Annotated in this window: 17 protein-coding genes; 8 read left to right on the top strand and 9 right to left on the bottom strand. The window is 59.6% G+C overall.

All coding sequences use genetic code 11. The features are described from left to right. Positions 1-3: 3 nt before the first annotated feature. The 4 genes from rimM to ffh all read right to left on the bottom strand — a co-directional run bounded on the left by rimM (position 4) and on the right by ffh (position 3,002). The gene (gene rimM / locus EGT36_RS05225) at positions 4-570 is read right to left on the bottom strand and encodes a ribosome maturation factor RimM (RefSeq protein WP_037090166.1); all 567 of its coding nucleotides are present in this window, start codon (positions 568-570) and stop codon (positions 4-6) included. Between the two features lie 120 nt (positions 571-690). Further along, on the bottom strand, positions 691-1,068 hold the full coding sequence (rpsP, locus tag EGT36_RS05220; protein ID WP_004443943.1) for a 30S ribosomal protein S16: 378 nt from the start codon (positions 1,066-1,068) through the stop codon (positions 691-693). A gap of 33 nt (positions 1,069-1,101) precedes the next feature. After that, a complete protein-coding gene (locus EGT36_RS05215; protein ID WP_003505091.1) occupies positions 1,102-1,419 on the bottom strand; it encodes a chorismate mutase in 318 nt (105 codons plus the stop codon). An 11-nt stretch (positions 1,420-1,430) separates the two neighbouring features. Further along, on the bottom strand, positions 1,431-3,002 hold the full coding sequence (gene ffh / locus EGT36_RS05210; RefSeq protein WP_037090167.1) for a signal recognition particle protein: 1,572 nt from the start codon (positions 3,000-3,002) through the stop codon (positions 1,431-1,433). 325 nt (positions 3,003-3,327) lie between these two features. Here ffh and EGT36_RS05200 point away from each other — a divergent pair, with 325 nt between their 5' ends. The 7 genes from EGT36_RS05200 to EGT36_RS05170 all read left to right on the top strand — a co-directional run bounded on the left by EGT36_RS05200 (position 3,328) and on the right by EGT36_RS05170 (position 10,698). Next, the gene (locus EGT36_RS05200; RefSeq protein WP_125270112.1) at positions 3,328-4,398 is read left to right on the top strand and encodes an MBL fold metallo-hydrolase; all 1,071 of its coding nucleotides are present in this window, start codon (positions 3,328-3,330) and stop codon (positions 4,396-4,398) included. 110 nt (positions 4,399-4,508) lie between these two features. Continuing rightward, complete coding sequence (dapF, locus tag EGT36_RS05195) at positions 4,509-5,408, top strand: diaminopimelate epimerase (RefSeq protein ID WP_125270111.1); 900 nt, start codon at positions 4,509-4,511, stop codon at positions 5,406-5,408. Beyond that, positions 5,405-6,679: a tRNA (N(6)-L-threonylcarbamoyladenosine(37)-C(2))-methylthiotransferase MtaB gene (mtaB, locus tag EGT36_RS05190; RefSeq protein ID WP_037090170.1), complete on the top strand. Its 1,275-nt coding sequence runs from the start codon at positions 5,405-5,407 to the stop codon at positions 6,677-6,679. Before dapF ends, mtaB begins: the two co-directional genes overlap by 4 nt. 32 nt (positions 6,680-6,711) lie before the next feature. Further along, positions 6,712-8,148, top strand: a complete 1,437-nt coding sequence (ftsY, locus tag EGT36_RS05185; protein WP_037090171.1) for a signal recognition particle-docking protein FtsY — start codon at positions 6,712-6,714, stop codon at positions 8,146-8,148. Positions 8,149-8,150: 2 nt separating this feature from the next. Beyond that, positions 8,151-8,801, top strand: a complete 651-nt coding sequence (locus EGT36_RS05180; protein ID WP_006698265.1) for a septation protein A — start codon at positions 8,151-8,153, stop codon at positions 8,799-8,801. After that, on the top strand, positions 8,798-9,394 hold the full coding sequence (locus EGT36_RS05175; protein ID WP_037090173.1) for a DUF2585 domain-containing protein: 597 nt from the start codon (positions 8,798-8,800) through the stop codon (positions 9,392-9,394). The genes EGT36_RS05180 and EGT36_RS05175 overlap by 4 nt, the downstream gene beginning before the upstream one ends. Positions 9,395-9,516: 122 nt before the next feature. Next, positions 9,517-10,698 (top strand): GGDEF domain-containing protein, encoded by a 1,182-nt coding sequence (locus tag EGT36_RS05170; protein ID WP_034500065.1) that lies wholly within the window; start codon positions 9,517-9,519, stop codon positions 10,696-10,698. Between the two features lie 14 nt (positions 10,699-10,712). On the opposite strand, the gene EGT36_RS05165 is transcribed toward EGT36_RS05170, so the two are convergent. From EGT36_RS05165 to ccmA, 5 genes are all read right to left on the bottom strand, one after another. Beyond that, complete coding sequence (locus tag EGT36_RS05165; RefSeq protein WP_037090175.1) at positions 10,713-11,318, bottom strand: DsbE family thiol:disulfide interchange protein; 606 nt, start codon at positions 11,316-11,318, stop codon at positions 10,713-10,715. Next, positions 11,315-11,488, bottom strand: coding sequence for a heme exporter protein CcmD (gene ccmD / locus EGT36_RS05160; RefSeq protein WP_037090177.1), 174 nt, complete (start codon positions 11,486-11,488; stop codon positions 11,315-11,317). Before ccmD ends, EGT36_RS05165 begins: the two co-directional genes overlap by 4 nt. Before the next feature lie 3 nt (positions 11,489-11,491). Beyond that, positions 11,492-12,253, bottom strand: a complete 762-nt coding sequence (locus EGT36_RS05155; protein WP_006698262.1) for a heme ABC transporter permease — start codon at positions 12,251-12,253, stop codon at positions 11,492-11,494. Between the two features lie 74 nt (positions 12,254-12,327). After that, positions 12,328-12,987: a heme exporter protein CcmB gene (gene ccmB / locus EGT36_RS05150; protein ID WP_004443913.1), complete on the bottom strand. Its 660-nt coding sequence runs from the start codon at positions 12,985-12,987 to the stop codon at positions 12,328-12,330. Positions 12,988-13,165: 178 nt separating this feature from the next. Next, positions 13,166-13,807, bottom strand: a complete 642-nt coding sequence (gene ccmA, locus EGT36_RS05140) for a heme ABC exporter ATP-binding protein CcmA (protein WP_125270110.1) — start codon at positions 13,805-13,807, stop codon at positions 13,166-13,168. A 269-nt stretch (positions 13,808-14,076) separates the two neighbouring features. On the opposite strand from ccmA, the gene acnA reads away from it, so the two are divergent. After that, complete coding sequence (acnA, locus tag EGT36_RS05135; RefSeq protein WP_022556961.1) at positions 14,077-16,770, top strand: aconitate hydratase AcnA; 2,694 nt, start codon at positions 14,077-14,079, stop codon at positions 16,768-16,770. The last annotated feature ends 32 nt before the right edge of the window (positions 16,771-16,802 follow it).

Raw genomic sequence — 16,802 nt, 5'->3', positions numbered from 1 at the left:
GATTTATTTCTTACCGAACGGCGGTACGCCGTTTGGGTCCTTGTCGTCCGGGTTATCGATCAGGCCGGCGGCCATAGGGTCGATGAGGATGCGACCGGCTTCGAGGTCGATTTCGAGCACCGCAGCCTCGGAAAAGGGAATGAGGGCAGGGCGGCGGCCGGCGCCTTTCAGTTCCAGCAGATCGCCTGCACCGAAATCATAGACGGCGCTGACGGCGCCGTAACTTTTTCCCTCGGCGTCAACGGCTTCCAGACCTTCCAGATCGGCGTAGTAGAATTCGTCATCGTCGAGTTCATCGTCCGGGAGATTGTCGCGCTCGATGAAGAGTTCCAGCCCGTTCAGGCTTTCTGCCGCATTGCGGTCGTTGACGCCCCTGAAGCGCACCACAACGACGTTCTTGCCCTCGCGGATTTCCAGGATTTCAAAAACGCGGCCATCGGCACTGACCAAATTGCCGTAATCGCCCAATGCCATCGGGTCATCGGTGTAGGTGCTGACACGGACTTCGCCGCGCAAACCCTGCGCGCCACCAATTTTTGCCATGAGTATCGGGTTTTCCAGCTTTGCCATCGGGCCGTCCGTCTTCTGGTATTGGTTGCGTCAGCTTTAAGGTCTGTTGACGCCAAAATAAACAAAAAACGGGCGGCGTGGAAATCCACGCCACCCGTTCCTCAAAAGTTTCCGTGCAGATTATTCTGCAGCAGAGGCTTCCGCAGCGGCAGCGGCTGCATCTTCAGCCTTCTGCTTCTTTTCAGCAACGCGTTCCAGAGCGCGCTTGCCCGGCTTTGCCTTTTCCGGGTTGCTGCGAGCGGCGCGCTCGGCAAGGCCGGCTTCTGCGAGGAAGCGCAGAACGCGGTCGGTCGGCTGTGCGCCCTTGGCGATCCATTCCTTGATGAGGTCAGCCTTCAGCTCAACGCGCTGCGGGTTGTCCTTGGCAAGCATCGGGTTCCAGGAACCGACCTTCTCGAGGAAGCGGCCGTCGCGGGGCGAACGGGCGTCAGCAACAACGATCTGGTAATACGGGCGCTTCTTGGAACCACCGCGTGCGAGACGAATTTTCAGTGCCATGTCATTTACTCCTTAGGATGGCTTGTCCGCCTTTCAGGCGGTCTTTTCTGTGCCGCCATGTTCGGCGGCGATTGCTTCATGATGCCGGATGACTTCCTTGATGATGAAGTTCAGGAACTTCTCGGCGAAATCCGGGTCCAGATTGGCGTCCTTTGCCAGGTGGCGAAGGCGTTCGATCTGGTATTCCTCGCGCGCCGGGTCTGCCGGCGGCAAATTGTATTTTGCCTTCAGCACGCCCACCGCCTTGGTACAGCGGAAACGTTCGGCAAGAATGTGAACCAGTGCGGCATCGATGTTGTCGATCGACTGGCGGTATTCGGAAAGCTGGGCTTTCACCTCTGTATTGTTCATTGGCGTCCCCCTCACTTCTTTTTCGGAAAGCCGGGAAGGCCCGGCATGCCACCAAGACCCGGCAGCTTTGCGCCACCGAGACCTGGCAATCCGCCCGGCAGACCGCCAAGGCCGGGCATTCCACCCGGCTTGCCGAGGCCGGCGGCTTCCGCCTGCTTCTGGAGCGCTTCAAGCTGCTTCGGATCGATGTTGGACAAATCAGGCATGCCGCCGCCCATCATGCCACCGAGACCCATCTTGCCGGCAAGGCCGCCCATCATCTGCTTCATGATGCCGCCTTTGCCCTTGCCGCCCATGGCTTTCATCATGTCAGCCATGCCGCGATGCATCTTCAGAAGCTTGTTGATTTCGGCGGCATCCGTGCCGGAACCGGCGGCGATGCGCTTCTTGCGGCTGTGTTTCAGAATATCCGGATTGGCGCGCTCCGCCTTGGTCATGGAGGAGATGATGGCAATCTGGCGATCGAACATCTTGTCGTTCATGCCGGCTGAAGCCATCTTGTCCTTCATACCGGCCATGCCGGGCATCAGCCCCATGATGCCGCCCATGCCGCCCATCTTTTTCATCTGGGCAAGCTGGTCGGCCAGATCGTTGAGGTCGAACTTGCCCTTGGCCATCTTCTCGGCCATGGCGCGGGCTTTTTCCGCATCGATGTTTTCGGCGGCCTTTTCGACCAGCGAGACGATGTCGCCCATGCCGAGAATACGGTCGGCGATACGGCGCGGGTGGAACTCGTCGAGTTCGTTCATGCGCTCGCCGATACCGATCAGCTTGATCGGCTTGCCGGTGACGGCGCGCATGGAGAGGGCCGCACCGCCGCGGCCGTCACCGTCCATGCGGGTGAGAACAAGGCCGGTGATACCGACACGCTCATCGAAATTTCGCGCCAGATTGACGGCGTCCTGACCGGTCAGAGAATCCGCGACCAGCAGGATTTCATGCGGGTTGGACTTCTTCTTGATGTCGGCCATTTCCAGCATCAAGGGTTCGTCGATGTGTGTGCGGCCGGCGGTATCGAGAATGACGACGTCATGCCCGCCGAGCTTTGCGGCCTGCACGGCACGTGCGGCAATATCCGTCGGCGACTGGCCGGCAATGATCGGCAGCGTGTCGACGCCGGTCTGGACGCCGAGCTGGCGAAGCTGCTCCTGTGCGGCCGGACGACGCGTGTCGAGAGATGCCATCAGCACCTTCTTCTTGTCGCGGTCGGTCAGGCGCTTGGCGATCTTGCCGGTGGTTGTGGTTTTACCCGAGCCCTGCAGACCTACCATCATGATGACGACGGGGGCGGCCGCATGAAGGTCGATCGAGACGCCTTCGGTGCCGAGCATTTCGACAAGCTCGTCATGGACGATCTTGACGACCATCTGGCCGGGCTTGATGGATTTCAGAACAGCCGCGCCGACGGCCTTTTCACGCACTCTGTCGGTGAAGGAACGTACGACTTCCAAGGCCACATCCGCTTCCAGCAGCGCACGGCGAACCTCGCGCAGGGCGGCGGCAACATCGGCTTCCGTCAGCGCGCCACGGCCGGTCAGTCCATTCAGAATGGAACCAAGGCGGTCCTGGAGGTTTTCAAACATCGTTTCTTCCTTCTTCGTTCCGGGTTTCCGAAACGTCGGTGCTTTCGCTGGCAAAAACAAGACGCAAAGCCAAAAAGCACCCGAGGGCGCATCGCGCTGTCGGGTGTTGACCTCCGGGATCTCTTTATACCTTTTCGGGTCCCGGTCGGCGGCTTGGAGTCGTGAAACTGCCAGCTGATGGTCGGGATAAACAGGAAAGTGCCGGAAAAGTCAAGGCGATGCCGGATTTCAGCTGCGAACGCGCCGATTTCATCTTTGCGTGATCGTCAGCAGACCGCGATGCGACCTCCTTGAAGGCCGCTTCTTCGCCACCTATACATCTTTCATGAACCGTCGAAAATTTTTCCGTTTTTCCGCTGTTGGCCTGCTCGCTCTGGCGGGCGGCGGCCTTTATGCTCGCCGTTCAAGCGCCAGCGCTTATTATAGCGGCCCTATCTCCGATCATTTCGACGGGATACGCTTTTTCAATCCCGGTGGTACGCCGCCCAGCAACTTCATGGGTCTGCTGAAATGGCGCTTCAACGGTGAACGCGCCAAGTGGCCGGAAAGCTATGCGAGCCCGTTTCCGTTTGCGAAACCGGACAGCCGGGTCGAGGGTAAAGACATGCGTGTCACCTTCATCGGCCATGCTTCCTTTCTTATCCAAACAGCGGGCCTGAATATTCTCGTCGATCCCGTGTGGTCTGAGCGCACGAGCCCGTTCAGCTTCGCCGGGCCCAAGCGCGTCAACCCGCCCGGTATCCGTTTCGAGGATCTGCCGCCCATCGATCTGGTGCTGGTAACGCATAATCACTACGATCATCTGGATATGGAGACGCTGAAGCGCCTGCATGTGGCGCACAAGCCGCTTTTCATCACGCCGCTCGGCAATGATGCCATCATCCGTACCGGCGTTCAGGCGGCGCGCATCGAGGTGGGCGACTGGGGGGATCTGATTGATGCCGGTGCGGTGAAAATTCACTTCGAGCCGTGCCATCATTGGTCGGCGCGTGGTCTGAACGACCGGCGCATGGCACTCTGGGCGGCGTTCGTCATCGAAACGCCGGGTGGGAAAATCTACCATATTGGCGATACCGGCTTTCACGAGGGCCTCAACTATCACGCCGCGCGCAAGAAGCATGGTGAGTTCCGCCTCGCCAACCTGCCCTTCGGCGCCTATGAGCCGCGCTGGTTCATGAAGGGCCAGCACCAGAACCCGGCGGAAGCCGTGGAAGGCATGAAGCTTTGCGGTGCGGCGCATGTCTGCGGCCACCATTGGGGTACGGTACAGCTCACCGATGAGGCGGTGGATGCGCCGCTTGTGGCCCTCAAGGCAGCGCTGACCGAACACGGGGTGGAGGAGAGCCGTTTCCGGCCGATGCGCCCCGGAGAGGTTTTCGACGTGCCTTCCGCCTGACAGCCACCCCGTTTGCGACGCAACAGTCTGGTAATTTGCCGGTGTTTCCGCCATATAGGGCGAAAGCACGGGAAAATCCCGTATGAAAAGCGGTTTTCAGGTTTAAAGCGATGGCGAACACGGTCGAATTTGCGAAGATGAACGGGCTTGGCAACAAGATCCTGGTTGTCGATATGCGCGGCCGAAAGGATATGGTCACGCCAGAGGCAGCAATTGCCCTCAATGCCGATCCTGCCACCCAGTTCGACCAGATCATGGCCATCCACGATCCGCGTATCGCGGGAACGGATGCCTATATTGACATCCTCAACTGCGATGGCACCAAGGCGCAGGCCTGCGGCAACGGCACGCGTTGCGTGGTGCAGGCCCTGTCGTCCGAAACCGGCAAGACCAGCTTCACCTTCCAGACAGTAGCGGGTATCCTGAATGCCGTCGAGCATGAAGACGGCATGATATCGGTCGATATGGGGCTCCCGCGTTTCCGCTGGAGCGACATTCCGCTTTCGGAAGAATTCCACGATACCAGCCGCATCGAGTTGCAGATCGGGCCGATCGACGCGCCGATCCTGCATTCGCCCGCTGTGATGTCGATGGGCAACCCGCACGCCGTATTCTGGGTTGATCGTGATCCGATGGAGTTCGATCTCGAACGCTTCGGCCCGTTGCTCGAAAACCATCCGGTGTTTCCGGAAAAGGCCAATATCACGCTGGCGCAGGTGATTTCAGACAGCGCGCTTCGCACCCGCACCTGGGAGCGCGGCACCGGGCTAACGCTTGCCTGCGGTTCGGCCGCCTGTGCTTCAGCTGTTTCCGCTGCCCGCACCGGCCGCACCGGCCGCAAGGTCAGCATCGATGTCGCCTCAAGCCCGATCCGCGTGCCGCTGACCATCGACTGGCGTGAAGATAACCACGTCATCATGACCGGCCCGGCCGAATGGGAATGGTCGGGCTCCGTCGATCCCATTACCGGCTTGTGGGCGCGGGATGCTGTCGAGCGGGGGGCTGTATGAGCGGGGTCGAGGTCATAACCTTCGGCTGTCGTCTCAACACCTATGAATCGGAAGTGATGCGGGCGGAGGCCGAAAAGGCCGGGCTTAACAATGCCGTGCTGGTCAATACCTGCGCGGTGACCGGGGAAGCGGTGCGACAGGCTCGTCAGGCGATCCGCCGCGCCCGGCGCGACAACCCACATGCGCGCATCATCGTGACGGGCTGTGCCGCCCAGACCGAGAAGCAGACCTTTGCCGACATGCCAGAGGTGGATGCGGTGCTGGGCAATGAGGAAAAGCTGAAAAGCGCCTCCTATCGCGCGCTGCCGGATTTTGGCGTTTCGGCGGAAGAAAAACTGCGTGTCAACGATATCATGAGCATCAAGGCGACTGCGCCGCAGATGGTCAAGCACATAGACGGGCATGTGCGCGCCTTCATTCAGGTGCAGAACGGCTGCGATCATCGCTGCACCTTCTGCATCATACCTTATGGCCGTGGCAATTCGCGCTCCGTGCCGATGGGTGCGGTGGTGGATCAGGCCCGCAGGCTGACGGAGAGCGGTTATTGCGAGATCGTACTGACCGGCGTGGACGCGACCAGTTACGGCGCCGATCTGCCGGGTGAGCCTTCTCTTGGTTATCTTGCCAAGACATTGCTGAAGCAGGTGCCCGACATTCTGCGCCTGCGCCTTTCTTCCATCGACAGTATCGAGGCCGACCACCATCTGATGGATCTGATTGCCGGTGAGCCGCGTTTCATGCCGCATCTGCACCTGTCACTCCAGCATGGCGACGACATGATTTTGAAACGCATGAAACGCCGCCATTCACGTGCCGATGCCATCCGCTTCTGTCACGAGGTGCGGGCCCTCAGGCCCGATGTGGCCTTCGGCGCGGATATGATCGCCGGTTTTCCGACCGAGACTGAAGAGATGTTCGAGAACGCGGCGACGCTTGCGGAAGAATGCGGCATTTCCAACCTGCATGTCTTTCCCTACAGCCCGCGTGCCGGCACGCCCGCCGCACGCATGCCGCAGCTGGACCGAGCGCTTGTGAAGGAGCGGGCGGCGAGGCTTCGCGTGCGGGGGGAGTCGCTTAAGGTGGCGCATCTGCAAGGAATGGTTGGTTCGGTGCAGACCATTCTTGTTGAAAACAACGGTTTTGCCCATACGGACAATTTCACGCTGGTGGCGGCACCTGATCTTGCCCCGCGCACCCTTGCGCGGGTTGCGATTACCGGCCACAACGGCAAACATCTGAATATGAGGCTTCTGGCGGCAGATGCGGCCTGAGGCAGCGCAAGAAAAGAGACACGGGAACAACCATGGCCCTCGGCTTCATCAAAAAAGTCTTTTCGTTCGGCAAGGACAAGGCCGAAACGGAAGAGCGGCCACAAGAGAATGCTGCGCTTGAGCGCGGCAATGAAAACGCCTCTTTCGAAGCGGCGCTGAACGACGCCGAAGCGCATGATGCTGTCGACAGGGATCCTGTTTCCGAACTGGAGATGGAGACGGCCGGCGGCCCGGCCCCCGACGAGGCGGAAGATCTAGCCTCCTCCGGCGAGAATGAAGACGAGGACGCGCCGCTTCTTCCCGGTGCCGAGCTTTCCGGCGATATGGGCCTGGTGCCATTGTCGTTGCTGCAGGCGGAAGCCGCTGCCGAGGAGCAGGTCGAGCCGATTCCGGAGGCTGCCGACATCGTGCTTGATGCCGATGCGATGGATGCGCTGCTTGACGAGGCGGAAGCCGCGACCGCGCCTGAACCCATTGCGGTTCCACCAGCCCTGCCAAAGGGTTTTTCGTCCGCCAGTGAACGGCAGGAGCCTGCGCCTGCCGTAGCTGAGGTGAAACTGACGTGGTTCCAGCGCCTGCGAAACGGGCTTGCCCGCACGTCTTCGCAGCTAACCACACAGATTTCGGCGCTTTTCACCAAACGCAAGCTGGATGAAGATACGCTCGACGAGCTGGAAGATCTGCTCATCCAGTCGGATCTTGGTGTCGAGACCGCCATGCGCATCACCGGCGCCCTGTCTTCGGAGCGTTACGGCAAGGATGTCAGTGGCGAAGATGTGGCGCGCATTATGGCTGGTGAAATCACCAAGGTGCTAAAGCCTGTTGCCAGACCTTTGGAACTCGATCTCTCGCACAAGCCGCATGTCATTCTCGTGGTCGGCGTCAACGGTACGGGCAAGACGACGACCATCGGCAAGCTTGCCGCCAAGCTTTCTGGCTCGGGCCTCAAGGTGATGCTGGCGGCCGGCGATACTTTCCGCGCAGCGGCGATCGAGCAGTTGAAGATCTGGGCCGACCGCACCGGCTCGGACTTCATCGGCACCAAGCTTGGGGCAGATGCCTCGGGTCTCGCTTACGATGCCTATGAGCAGGCTCGGGCGCAAAAAAGCGATGTGCTCATCATCGATACGGCGGGCCGTTTGCAGAACAAAACGGAACTGATGGCGGAACTGGAAAAGATCGTGCGCGTGCTCGGCAAGCTCGATCCGGATGCGCCGCACACCGTGTTGCAGACTCTGGACGCAACGACGGGCCAGAACGCCATGAACCAGGTGGAAATATTCCGCAATGTTGCGGGCGTTTCGGGCCTGATTATGACAAAATTGGATGGCACGGCGCGGGGCGGTATCCTCGTCGCCATCGCTGCAAAACACAAGCTGCCGGTCTATTTCATCGGCGTGGGTGAAGGTGTTGACGATCTGGAGCCCTTCGAGGCGGAAGATTTCGCCAAGGCCATTGCGGGAGTTTGAGTATGGATATTGAAAGCAATTCCAAGGAAAGCGAAAAGATGGTGGCGGAAATCAGCCCGCTCCTGAAATTCGTGCTTGAGCTTGGCCCGCTTGTCGTCTTCTTTTTCGCGAATTCCCGCGGCGAATGGCTTGCCACCACTTTTCCGGTTCTGACAGAGTTCGGTGGCCCGATCTTCATCGCCACCGGCCTGTTCATGATCGCGACGGCGATTGCGCTCTCCGTTTCCTGGGTGCTGACGCGCAAGCTGCCGATCATGCCGCTGATTTCAGGCATCGTGGTCTTCGTGTTCGGCGCTCTGACGTTGTGGTTGCAGAACGACACTTTCATCAAGATGAAGCCGACCATCGTCAACACGCTGTTTGGCGTCATTCTGCTGGGCGGCCTGTTCTTCGGGCAGTCGCTGCTCGGTTACGTCTTCAATTCCGCCTTCAGGCTTACGGATGAGGGCTGGCGCAAGCTGACGCTGCGCTGGGGCATCTTTTTCCTCTTTCTGGCGGTGCTGAACGAGGTTGTCTGGCGCATGTTCTCCACAGACACCTGGGTAGCCTTCAAGGTCTGGGGCACCATGCCGATCACCATCATCTTCACCATGGCGCAGATGCCGCTTGTGATGCGCCACTCAGTCGAGCCGCTTGGCAAGGACGAAAAATGACAGTTGCGGAGATGCCGGCTTCCCGTTCGCGTTCGCTTAAATGGTTCGGCGTGGCCGCCGGGCTGCTTCTCCTGCAGATCATCATTCTCTACGCCATGGGCCGCATTCCGATTTGTGAATGCGGTTACGTGAAGCTGTTCGAGCCTGGCGTGAATACACCGGGCAACTCCCAGCACATCGCCGACTGGTACACCCCGTCACATATCATCCACGGCTTCCTGTTCTACTGGTTTGCGTGGCTGCTGTTCCGCAACAAGCCGCTTTCCATGCGGCTTTCCCTTGCGGTGCTGGTAGAGGCCGCGTGGGAAATTCTTGAAAACTCGCCCATCATCATCGATCGCTACCGAACCGCGACGATGGCGCTGGGGTACACGGGCGACAGTATCCTGAACTCGGCGATGGACACGGTTTTTATGGCGTTGGGTTTCTTCTTCGCCGCCCGTGCGCCGGTGTGGCTAACGGTGGTGGCCGCCATCTTCTTCGAGATATTCACCGGCTGGCTGATCCGCGATAATCTGACGCTCAACGTCGTCATGCTTGTCTGGCCTGTTGAAGCCATAAAGGAATGGCAGAACGCGCTCCCGCAAATGTGAACGGTGTTCGTCGACATTGCAGTCCGAACGGCCTTGGAATCGCGCGATATATGCAGGCTTTCTTAAGGGCATTGCGGTAACATCCGGGTTCAAAGGCTCGTCTCTCCCTCCGGCAGAACCCATTGCAAGACAATTTCGCCTATCTTCTTCCCTTTATCATGCTGACATTCGGCGTGGTGTTTCTGTTCCTGCAGAGGACCGGGCAGGCTTCCGCCCGCTACTGGGGTATCGGATATCTTTCGGCGGCCTTTGCTTTTGCAACACCACTGGTGCTTGGCGGGCTGCCTTTTGAAGTTCAGGCGATCCTTTCGAATCTGTTGTTCTTTTCCGCCTTCTTCCTCTATGGCCACGCGTTGCTCACCCATTTCGGGCGGCCGCTCTATACCAAGGCGCGGCTGTCGATCGTCGTGGTTGCGGTGTTGCTGGTCTCTTTCCATGTTTTCATCACCCCCGATCTGAAACGCGAACTCGTCATCGGCGATCTCGTTTGCGCCCTTTTGCTCGCGATCCCGGTCTGGCTCGTGCGAAAGCGCCCGGCTGCGCTTGCCGACAGGCTGATGGTGGGAATCGCCTGTCTTGTGGTGGTGGAGACGCTGGTGCGCATCGGCTTGCTGCTGGTGATGACGCCGGGAGGCTCGATGATCGAACTCAGCGAGTTCTTCGAGTCGGATTATGCTTTCTACATGCAGCTTGCTGCGAGTATTTTTGGCTTCCTGCTCGCGCTTTCGGTGCTCGCGAGCCAGATTTCCGTCACCGTGGACCGGCATCAGCACGCGGCGGAGCATGACCCCCTGACGGACGTGCTGAACCGCCGTGGCTTCGACCGGCGTGTGCCCGACTTTCGTAATGATACGCCTGATGGCGCGGTGATTGCCTGCGACATAGACCATTTCAAGCGCATCAATGATGTCTACGGCCATGCGGCGGGAGATATCGTCCTCATCGGCCTTTCCGATCTTCTCACAAAAAATGCGCCCGAGGATGCGCTGGTAGCGCGTTTCGGCGGCGAGGAATTCGTGGTGTTCCTGCCCGGTCAGACGGCTGCTGCGGCCAGCCAGCTTGCCAATGGCATGCGGACAGGCCTGTCGTCACTGGATTGGCGGAACCGGGGTGTGACCAGTCAGATCACGGCGAGCTTCGGTGTTTCGGCGGTCGCGAGGGGCGATCATTCCATTCACGACGCCATCAAGCGTGCTGATGACAGTCTTTATGCCGCAAAACGCGGCGGTCGCGATCAGGTGGTGCTGGAAGGCATGCGTCTGCCGGCGGAAGGCCCGCCTCTGAGGGTCGTTAACAAGGCGTGATGCCTTACGAGCGGTTATTTTCCGGCTGCGGCCGCAATGGCCGGTCGCAGGTCGCGCTCGACGCTGCGGGCATCAAAGGGGCCGACCTTTTTGTAAAGGATCGTGCCGTCCGCGCCGACCAGGTAACTTTCGGGAATGCCATACACACCCCAGTCAATCGCCGCCTTGCCGCTGGGATCGATACCTATGGCAGCAAAGGGGTTGCCGAGCTCGCCGAGGAAACGCAGGGCATTGTCCGGCTTGTCCTTGTAATTGACGCCGACGACAGTGATGCGGTCGTCTTTCGCCAGTTCCTGCAACAGCGGATGTTCTTGCCGGCAGGGAATGCACCAGGAAGCGAAGACATTGACCAGCGTCAGCTTGCCCTTGATGGCGGCATCTGTCAGTGCCGGCAGGTTCGAACCTTCCAGCGGCGGCAGCGACAGGGTCGGCGCCCTGGTGCCGATCAGCGCTGACGGTATGGCGCTGACATCCAGTCCGTTGACATCCTGATCATATAGCATCTTGCCGGCAACGAGGGCAAAGCCGCCGAACAGCAGCAAGGGAAGAAGCGCCAGCGCGTAACGTGCGCGGCCAGACGACCTGGATTTTGATGTGTCATTCTGGTTAGTCTGCGTCATTTGCCGTCACCTGCGGAACCGGCTCTTGCCCTGCGCCGCACGCCGTATGCTTCGAGTTCCTTCAGTTCCCGCTTGCGTGCCTGACCGTCCAAGACGACCCAGGCGATGAGACAGAGAACGACAAGGCCGGTCGCCGCATAGGACATGCCGATATAAAAGGCGTGTGTCATCCCTCAACCCTCCCGGTTCGCCATGCGAGCGGCAAGCCGGCGTTGCGCGGCCACGCGGCGGCGCCAGATTTCATTGCGCATGGCGGCGATATGCAGGGTGAAGAACAGCAACGTGAAACCGATCGCCATGGTCAGAAGCGGCCAGAGAAACTCCGCGTCGATGGCGGAGCCGCCCATCCGGATGACGCTTGCCGGCTGGTGCAACGTATTCCACCACTCGACCGAAAACTTGATGATCGGAATATTCACGAACCCGACGAGGATCAGCACCGCGCTGACGCGGGCGGCTCTGGATGGATCGTCCATGGCGCGGTTGAGTGCGATGAGCCCGAGATACATCAGGAAAAGCACGAAAACGGAGGTCAACCGCGCATCCCACACCCACCAGGTTCCCCACATGGGTTTGCCCCAGAGCGAACCGGTGATAAGTGCGATGAGCGTGAAGGCTGCACCGATGGGGGCTGCGGCCTTATGGCTGACATCGGCTAGCGGATGGCGCCAGACGAGGGTGCCGATAGCGGATATTGCCATGACCGAATAACACATCATGGCCAGCCAGGCGGACGGAACGTGCACATACATGATGCGCACCGTGTAACCCTGCTGGTAATCTCCTTCCGAGGTGAAGGACATGTAGAGGCCGGCCGCCAGCACCAGCGCGGTCAAACCGGCGAGCCATGGCAGGATGCGTGCCGCCAGCGCCAGAAACCGCGTGGGATTGGCGAGATCGCTGAACTTGGTGATGGAGAAAGTCTGCTCGTTCATGCCGTTTGTGTAACCCGAGAATGGCCGCCCCGCAATTGATCCCTGTCAACAGGGTATCGTGCGTTGCGGTTTCCTCAATCCATAACATTGCGCAGTGCCAAAGCGGCGAAGAAAGGGCCGGTCACGGCTGAAAATAACGTGATCGCGCAGAGAATGAGAAAGGGTGGCAGGAAAGGCGCCGGGTCCTGCACTGCCGCGTAGGAAGCGCTGACACCGAAGATCAGCACCGGAATGGCGAGCGGCAGGACGAGGATGGAGACCAGAAGGCCGCCGCGTGGCAGGGCAACGGCGACCGCCGCCCCCACCGCGCCGATGAAGGTGATGGCGGGTGAGCCGACGAGAAGGGTGAGCATCACCGCGCCGATTGCCACCTCGTCCATGTTCATGAACAGGCCGAGAAGGGGTGATGCCAGCACCAAGGGCAGGCCCGTTGATACCCAGTGCGCCAGGCATTTGACGAAGACGGTCAGCACCAGCGGCGTTTCCTGCATCAGGATGAGATCGAGGGAGCCGTCGTCGCGTTCGGCCTGGAACAACCGGTCGAGGCCGAGAAGGGCGGACAGAAGTGCGCCGATCCAGACAATGGCCGGGCCGATACGAGCAAGCAGGTTGAGATCGGGTCCAACGCCGAAAGGGATGACGGCAACCACTGTCATGAAGAACAGGACGCCGATCAGCGCGCCGCCGCCGGCGCGGATGGAGAGTTTGAGATCGCGGAGGAAGAGAGCGGTCATTGGGGCGACCTCGGTGGGTGTAGTTTACCCCCCTCTGTCCTGCCGGACAACTCGCGGTTAGGTCTCGTCCAACTCAATGCTCGAGAATCGAGTGGCTGTAGCCCCTCTTGCCGATCTCCCCCCTTGAGGGGGAGATGCCCGGCAGGGCAGAGGGGGGTAAGCCGCGTGCACATCGCCATCACGCCCAAGCCTCCACGCCCGCGAACCCGGTCATTTGTATCTCCTGCGCCTTCTCCAGCCCCAAAGGCTGATGGGTTGCCGCCAGCACGATCCCGCCTTTTGCAAGATGGCCTTTCACAAGGTCGGTAAACATGTCGTCTGCCGCCCTGTCGAGCGCCGCAGTCGGTTCATCGAGAATCCATACCGGCCGCCATGCGACAAGGAGCTTTGCCATCGCGAAGCGGCGCTGTTGACCGGCGGACAGGTAACCGAAAGGCAGGTGGGTAATGCGGGCAAGGCCGACACTCTCGGCCGCTTCGTCAATCGCTACGCCCGCCGCGCCATGAAAGTCTCCAAGGAAATCCTTCCAGAAGCGCAGGTTCTCGGAAACTGTCAGTTCCGTCTTCATCGCATTGCGATGGCCGAGATAATGGCACGCTTCCGAAGGTCGCATCTCGGCTTCTATTACTTCGCCGGCTATCTTCACTTGCCCCCGCTCGGGTCGCAACAGACCGGCCACCGTGCGCAGCAGCGTCGATTTTCCCGAGCCGTTACGCCCGGTCAGCACCAGCGCCTCACCGTCGCTTAACTTGAAGGAAATGTTCATGAATATGAAATCTTCGCCGCGTCGCACGCCAAGATTTTCCGCCGTCAGATGCATGCTGCGGTTCCGATTAAAATTTGCCGTTCGATCATAAAAAAATCGATTAGCGTCGTGGAATGGTCTGGCACGTTTGTCTGAAATTATCTATATGGGTGTCAACACGCCAGCGGCCGGCGTGAACATCATCTTGCGCCGGACTTGACGATTGCGAGGAGCAATTTTCACGTGCGGACAGCGGAAATGGTCGTACCCGCATCCTGATGTGCATGAGTGCATAGGTGTCCGCACGAACGTGTTGGCTATCAGTGTAAGCGGGGTTTTTATCCATGCCCAAATCACTCGACAGTTTCAAATGTCGTTCCGTTCTTACCGTCGATGGTAAGGACTATGTCTATTTCAGCCTACCCAAGGCTGAAGCCAATGGCCTGAAGGGCGTTTCCAAGCTGCCCTATTCCATGAAGGTCCTGCTCGAAAACCTCCTGCGTTTCGAGGACGGCCAGTCCGTTACCAAGGAACACATTCTGGCGGTTTCCGAATGGCTCAACAACAAGGGCCTCACCGAAAACGAAATCGCCTACCGCCCCGCCCGCGTTCTCATGCAGGACTTTACCGGCGTTCCTGCCGTGGTCGATCTTGCCGCGATGCGTGATGGTATCAAAGCGCTGGGTGGAGATCCCGAAAAGATCAATCCGCTGGTTCCTGTCGATCTCGTCATCGACCACTCCGTTATCGTTGACGAATTCGGTACGCCGAACGCTTTTGCCCGCAACGTCGAACTTGAATATGAGCGCAATGGCGAGCGTTACCGCTTCCTCAAGTGGGGCCAGCAGGCATTCAAGAACTTCCGCGTTGTTCCCCCCGGCACGGGCATCTGTCACCAGGTCAACCTGGAATATCTCGGCCAGACCGTCTGGACCAAGGAAGAGGACGGCGAGACCATCGCTTATCCGGATACCTGCGTCGGCACGGATAGCCACACGACCATGATCAACGGCCTCGGCGTTCTCGGCTGGGGCGTCGGCGGTATCGAGGCTGAAGCGGCCATGCTTGGCCAGCCGGTTTCCATGCTTCTGCCTGAGGTCATCGGCTTCAAGCTGACTGGCAAGGTCAAGGAGGGCGTCACCGCGACCGACCTCGTTCTGACCGTCGTGCAGATGCTGCGTAAGAAGGGCGTCGTTTCCAAGTTCGTCGAATTCTTCGGCCCCGGCCTTGATTCGATGTCTTTGGCCGACCGTGCGACCATCGGCAATATGGGCCCGGAATATGGCGCGACCTGCGGCTTCTTCCCGGTTGACAGCGAAACCATCAATTACCTGACGATGTCCGGCCGTGCAAAGGATCGTATTGCCCTCGTGGAAGCCTACTCCAAGGCCCAGGACATGTGGCGCACCGGCGACGGTTCCGATCTTGTCTTTACCGACACGCTCGAACTCGACCTCGGCGACGTCGTACCGTCCATGGCCGGCCCGAAGCGTCCGGAAGGCCGCCTGCCGCTCGAAACCATCGCGCCCAATTTCGCGACTGCTCTCGAAAACGACTACAAGAAGCCCGGCCAGCTTTCGAGCCGCTACGCGGTTGAAGGCGAGGACTTCGATCTTGGTCACGGCGATGTGGCAATTGCCGCCATCACCTCCTGCACCAACACGTCCAACCCCTCCGTCCTCATCGCTGCCGGCCTTCTCGCCCGTAACGCTGTCGCCAAGGGGCTGACCTCCAAGCCATGGGTGAAGACGTCGCTTGCACCTGGATCACAGGTGGTTGCCGAATATCTCGACAAGTCGGGCCTTCAAAAGGATCTCGATGCGATCGGTTTCAACCTCGTTGGCTTCGGCTGCACGACCTGCATCGGCAACTCCGGCCCGCTGCCGGCGCCGATCTCCAAGACGATCAACGACAAGGGCCTGATTGCGGCCGGCGTTCTCTCCGGTAACCGCAACTTCGAAGGCCGTATCTCGCCTGACGTGCAGGCGAACTATCTGGCCTCTCCGCCCCTCGTCGTCGCTTACGCTCTTGCCGGTACGGTCCAGAAGGACCTGACCAAGGAGCCGATCGGCAATGATAAGGACGGCAACCCGGTCTATCTCAAGGATATCTGGCCGACCTCGAAGGAAATTCAGGAGTTCATCCTGAAATACGTCACGCGCGAGCTTTACGAGACGAAGTACGCCGACGTCTTCAAGGGTGATGCCAACTGGCAGGCCGTTCAGGTGCCGCCGGGTCAGACCTATGCCTGGGACGACAACTCGACCTATGTCCAGAACCCACCCTACTTCGTGGGCATGGGCAAGACGGGCTCGGGTCTCAAGAACATCAAGGGCGCGCGCGTTCTCGGTCTCTTCGGCGACAAGATCACCACCGACCATATTTCTCCGGCCGGTTCGATCAAGGCGGCATCGCCTGCCGGTGCTTATCTCACCGAGCATGGTGTCGGCGTTGCCGACTTCAACCAGTACGGCACACGTCGTGGCAACCACGAAGTGATGATGCGCGGCACCTTCGCCAACATCCGCATCCGCAACCACATGCTCGGCCCGAACGGCAAGGAAGGTGGCTACACCATTCACTATCCGTCCAAGGAAGAGATGTCGATCTATGACGCGGCCATGAAGTACAAGGCTGAGGGCGTTCCGCTCGTCATCTTTGCAGGTGTCGAATATGGCAACGGCTCATCCCGTGACTGGGCGGCCAAGGGTACCAACCTGCTCGGCGTCAAGGCGGTTATCGCGCAGTCCTTTGAGCGTATTCACCGTTCGAACCTGGTCGGCATGGGCGTCGTCCCCTTCGTCTTTGAAGAGGGAACGTCCTGGGCGAGCCTCGACCTCAAAGGCGATGAAATCGTTGAGATCGACGGTCTCGAAGGCGAGATCAAGCCGCGTGAAAAGAAGATCGCCAAGATCACTTACAGCGATGGCACGGTGAAGGAAGTTCCGCTTCTTTGCCGTATCGATACGCTTGATGAAGTGATCTACATGAACAATGGCGGTATTCTGCAGACCGTTCTGCGCGATCTGGCTGCGTAAAGCTTCGACAATCGAAGGCGCCGGGAGGAATC

It is taken from the genome of Agrobacterium sp. FDAARGOS_525, assembly GCF_003938925.1.
GTDB lineage: Bacteria > Pseudomonadota > Alphaproteobacteria > Rhizobiales > Rhizobiaceae > Agrobacterium > Agrobacterium pusense.
This window is presented reverse-complemented; position numbering and strand designations above follow the sequence as displayed.

What these genes read in the sequence shown, in the direction of transcription:
- ffh (WP_037090167.1), bottom strand. Translation starts at nt 3,002, where the DNA reads ATGTTTGAAAACCTCCAGGACCGCCTTGGTTCCATTCTGAATGGACTG.
- ccmD (WP_037090177.1), bottom strand. Translation starts at nt 11,488, where the DNA reads ATGACACACGCCTTTTATATCGGCATGTCCTATGCGGCGACCGGCCTT.
- EGT36_RS05200 (WP_125270112.1), top strand. Translation starts at nt 3,328, where the DNA reads ATGAACCGTCGAAAATTTTTCCGTTTTTCCGCTGTTGGCCTGCTCGCT.
- rimM (WP_037090166.1), bottom strand. Translation starts at nt 570, where the DNA reads ATGGCAAAGCTGGAAAACCCGATACTCATGGCAAAAATTGGTGGCGCG.
- rpsP (WP_004443943.1), bottom strand. Translation starts at nt 1,068, where the DNA reads ATGGCACTGAAAATTCGTCTCGCACGCGGTGGTTCCAAGAAGCGCCCG.
- ftsY (WP_037090171.1), top strand. Translation starts at nt 6,712, where the DNA reads ATGGCCCTCGGCTTCATCAAAAAAGTCTTTTCGTTCGGCAAGGACAAG.
- EGT36_RS05175 (WP_037090173.1), top strand. Translation starts at nt 8,798, where the DNA reads ATGACAGTTGCGGAGATGCCGGCTTCCCGTTCGCGTTCGCTTAAATGG.
- acnA (WP_022556961.1), top strand. Translation starts at nt 14,077, where the DNA reads ATGCCCAAATCACTCGACAGTTTCAAATGTCGTTCCGTTCTTACCGTC.
- ccmB (WP_004443913.1), bottom strand. Translation starts at nt 12,987, where the DNA reads ATGACCGCTCTCTTCCTCCGCGATCTCAAACTCTCCATCCGCGCCGGC.
- EGT36_RS05155 (WP_006698262.1), bottom strand. Translation starts at nt 12,253, where the DNA reads ATGAACGAGCAGACTTTCTCCATCACCAAGTTCAGCGATCTCGCCAAT.
- EGT36_RS05165 (WP_037090175.1), bottom strand. Translation starts at nt 11,318, where the DNA reads ATGACGCAGACTAACCAGAATGACACATCAAAATCCAGGTCGTCTGGC.
- ccmA (WP_125270110.1), bottom strand. Translation starts at nt 13,807, where the DNA reads ATGCATCTGACGGCGGAAAATCTTGGCGTGCGACGCGGCGAAGATTTC.
- EGT36_RS05215 (WP_003505091.1), bottom strand. Translation starts at nt 1,419, where the DNA reads ATGAACAATACAGAGGTGAAAGCCCAGCTTTCCGAATACCGCCAGTCG.
- dapF (WP_125270111.1), top strand. Translation starts at nt 4,509, where the DNA reads ATGGCGAACACGGTCGAATTTGCGAAGATGAACGGGCTTGGCAACAAG.
- mtaB (WP_037090170.1), top strand. Translation starts at nt 5,405, where the DNA reads ATGAGCGGGGTCGAGGTCATAACCTTCGGCTGTCGTCTCAACACCTAT.
- EGT36_RS05180 (WP_006698265.1), top strand. Translation starts at nt 8,151, where the DNA reads ATGGATATTGAAAGCAATTCCAAGGAAAGCGAAAAGATGGTGGCGGAA.